The 3,305-nt window shown below is 52.2% G+C and carries 3 protein-coding genes; all 3 read right to left on the bottom strand.

The annotated features are described in order from the left end of the window. Positions 1-1,121 (bottom strand): DNA polymerase III subunit beta (gene dnaN / locus ACEW8P_RS19725; protein ID WP_373514791.1); only part of this gene is annotated, 1,121 nt, incomplete at its 3' end. Positions 1,122-1,230: 109 nt separating this feature from the next. Then, positions 1,231-2,892: a gliding motility-associated ABC transporter substrate-binding protein GldG gene (gene gldG / locus ACEW8P_RS19720; protein ID WP_373514790.1), complete on the bottom strand. Its 1,662-nt coding sequence runs from the start codon at positions 2,890-2,892 to the stop codon at positions 1,231-1,233. Then, on the bottom strand, positions 2,889-3,305 hold a 417-nt coding region (locus ACEW8P_RS19715), incomplete at its 5' end, for a hypothetical protein (RefSeq protein WP_373514789.1). The genes gldG and ACEW8P_RS19715, both read right to left, overlap by 4 nt.

Here is a 3,305-nt window from a genome sequence, read left to right as displayed (position 1 = left end):
GCGTAAGTATTGAGCATCACCGGCATCACCAGCATCAAAATATCCTCGTTGTCCTCCTGCTCCACAGGAATGATGAGTCCAGCGCGGTTGGGGGCAGAGAGTTCGAAGGTGATGTTCTTGCAAACCAAATTGCTCAAAATCTCAATCAGAAACTTGGCGTTGAAACCAATCTCCATCGGGTCGCCGTTGAACTCGCACATCAACTTTTCATTGGCCTCGTTGGAGTAGTCGAGATCTTCGGCAGAGATTGAGAGCTTGCCCGGCTCCATCTTGAGACGTACCTGATGCGTGGTGCGGTTGGAGTAAATCGAAATCCGTCGCAGCGAATTCAGCATCTCCATCCGGTTGATGGTGAGCGTATTGGGGTTGTTTGTCGGCAGAGCGTTCTCGTAGTCCGGGAATCGCTCGTCGATCAGACGGCAAATCATGCGGATGTTATTGAAACTGAAAAATGCGTTAGAGGCCGTGAATTCAGCCTTTAAGGGCACATCCTCAGCAGGCAAACACGATTTGAGCAAGTTCAGCGCCTTACGCTGGATAATCATCGAGGTATCTGCCTCAGATTTTATGTCGGTGCGGCGGTAGCGGACCAAACGATGGCCATCGGTGGCGACGAAAGTCGCGTTTTCGGTACCGATCTGCACAAAAACGCCCGTCATGGCCGGACGCAAGTCATCGGTACTGGTAGCGAAAATGGTGTTTGCGATGGCAGTTCCCAATGCTGTCGAAGAAAAATCGACCGACTGGCCTCGGTTAACGCCGGGTGTCTTTGGGAAGTCGATGGGGTTCTCGCCGGAAAGCTTATAGCGTCCGTTGTCCGACACGATTTCGGTGCCGAAGGTTTCCTCATCCACATTAAATGTGATCGGCTGCTCGGGTAATCCGCGCAGCGTGTCCAGCAGCAACTTAGCGGGTACTGCGATGGCTCCCTTGTCCCCTCCTTCTACCTCGATTTCCGTAATCATTACCGTCTGCAAGTCAGACGCCGTGACCGTCAGGGTATTGTTTTCAAGGTTGAAAAGGAAATTTTCCAGAATCGGTACGATGGGATTGGTCGAAACGACGCCGTTGATAGCCGACAACTGTTTAAGTAACACTGAGGAAGAGACAACGAACTTCATAAGACGCAGAGGCTTTGATAAGGTGAAATTATGGGTTTGGGTAGGGTTTTCGAGTCAAGAACGGGTTTTTGGACGTAAGGGGACAAAAGTAAGAAAAATAACGAAGCCGTCAGCCTTGCCGCGCGAATTTATGTCGCCGTAATCCGTAACGCACCGCCCCGAAAAGGCCAATCAGTCCGATCGGTAGCAGCAGGTTCAGCAACTGCCATTTGGTGCGCTCCTCCTGCACCCGAATTTTATTCAACTGCCTGATGCTTATTTGCTTCGTACGAGCCGTGATGAGCCCGTCAGGATCGAGCATGTAGTCTAGAGCGTGCAGGATGAAATCTTTGTTACCAAAAATATTGTTCGTTACACGGTCGAAGCCGAGCGGGAAAGGCGTGTTGCGGCGGAAGTCGAAATCATTGACCACTACGTCGCCATCGGCGCAGAGCAGTACTTTACCCGCAGCCCCCGATTCTTTAAATGTTGCCCGGCGCGGGTCTTCTGGCAAGATTCTGTTTTGAAACAAAGAAACAAAATTGCCCTCCAAAAGCACAGCCGCTAACTTCACGCCGCCCTGGTACTCGCTCGGCTCGGGCTGTTGACGGGCTTCGTTGTAGGCCACCAGCACGGGGGCGTTGAGCGTTTTAGTATAGGGAGAAGTCTGTAGCAGGGGCGTACGTCTGATGCCCGGTGCCCCACCGACGGTGTCAAGCGAACTGAGGTAACGGGTATAAATGGCGTCGATATTGCGAGTGATGGGGCTATTACCAAAATTATTGAGGAGCGGGAAAAACCGCCACGGGAGCGGTTTGAGTTGGGGCTGATCGCCCAGATTGCCGACGTTGAGCAGAATAGCCGCGCTATTCATGTCCTTAACTAAATTGGCGTTAAGACGAATACCCCATTTGAAAAACAAATCGCTCAAGTTCAAGTCCAGCGGCTGGGCAAAAGTACCTTCCAACCCAATTGTATCCACTTTGGCCCCGTCCACGAAAAACAGTGCCTTGCCGCCGTTCACTACGAACTGGTCAAACTTGTACTTCTCCTCATCGCTGAACCGCTGGTCGGGTTTCAGCACCAGCAGCGCGTCGAGCCCATCGTAGGAAGCCGGATTATTCACATCCAGAAACACGTCGTATTTCTGCTGCATGGTGGCGATAAGGTCCGAAAACCCGGCGGGTGAGGCGGAAGTGTGGCTCACGACCAGGCCGACCCGCTGGCGTTCGGCCGGCACCAACTGCCGAATGGCGGTGGCCAGTTGAAATTCTACGCCCTCGTATGATTGGTTCAACTGTTCTTCGGAGGAGTTACTTTTATTTCCCTTCAACAGTTGCACGGGTACCGCCAGCGTATCGGCTTCGACGATGGCTCCCGGAAAAACCAGTTTCTCGGTGCGCTTTCCCCCTTCATTGTCGAATAGATTAGTGGGAGTAAGCCCTGCTTCGACAAGTTGCTGGTACTGCTGTCCCCGTTTTTCCTCGGTGGGAGCCACGGAAGGGTCGATGAATTGGTAGGAAATATGCCCGTCGGCGTAGGTTTTGAACTCCTCTAGCGTCTCGCGTGTGGCCGTTTCCAGCCGCTCGAAACCCGGCGGAAAATCGCCCGCCAGATAGACCGTCACCTTCACATCCCGATCCAGCCCTTCCAGCAGCCGCTTGGTGGCGTCCGACACGGTATAGCGCTTGTCTTCCGTCAAGTCCCAGCGAACCGAGACGAATGAAGCCAGCCAATTGATAGCAATAAGAGCGGCAAGAAGAAATGTTAGGCGGATAAGAGGACGTTTCATTTTTTTACGTTAAATATCTTCCCATCCACAATCACTTCCCGGTGTTCTTCCAAAAATTCCCGGAAGCTTTGGATTTGCTTTTCCTGCACCGAGAAATCCATGTTCAGATCGTAGTTTTCCTGATAAACCTCCTGAAAATCGGTGATGACATAACGCAAAGTACGGACGCCTTTTGATTTTAGAGCCAGTAAATAAAAATTCTGGTGGTTGTACGTGAAGCGACCCGGCGAGTAACGACCCGTGGTTTTCAGATCCACGGCCAGAGTTTTACCTACCACATCGACGTAGCCGTAGAGCAACACATCACCTAGTTGGTACTGGCAATACACTTGCGTGTCGGCCATCGGACGCGGCAACAAGGCGCGGGCCTTGCGCAGGACTTCGGGATCGAAAAAATCTTCATCGGTTCCTTT

Origin of the sequence: Persicitalea sp., assembly GCF_041751555.1 — a bacterium.
GTDB lineage: Bacteria > Bacteroidota > Bacteroidia > Cytophagales > Spirosomataceae > Persicitalea.
The sequence above is the reverse complement of the archived record's forward strand: the minus strand, read 5'-3'. Positions and strand labels throughout refer to the sequence as shown.

What these genes read in the sequence shown, in the direction of transcription:
- gldG (WP_373514790.1), bottom strand. Translation starts at nt 2,892, where the DNA reads ATGAAACGTCCTCTTATCCGCCTAACATTTCTTCTTGCCGCTCTTATT.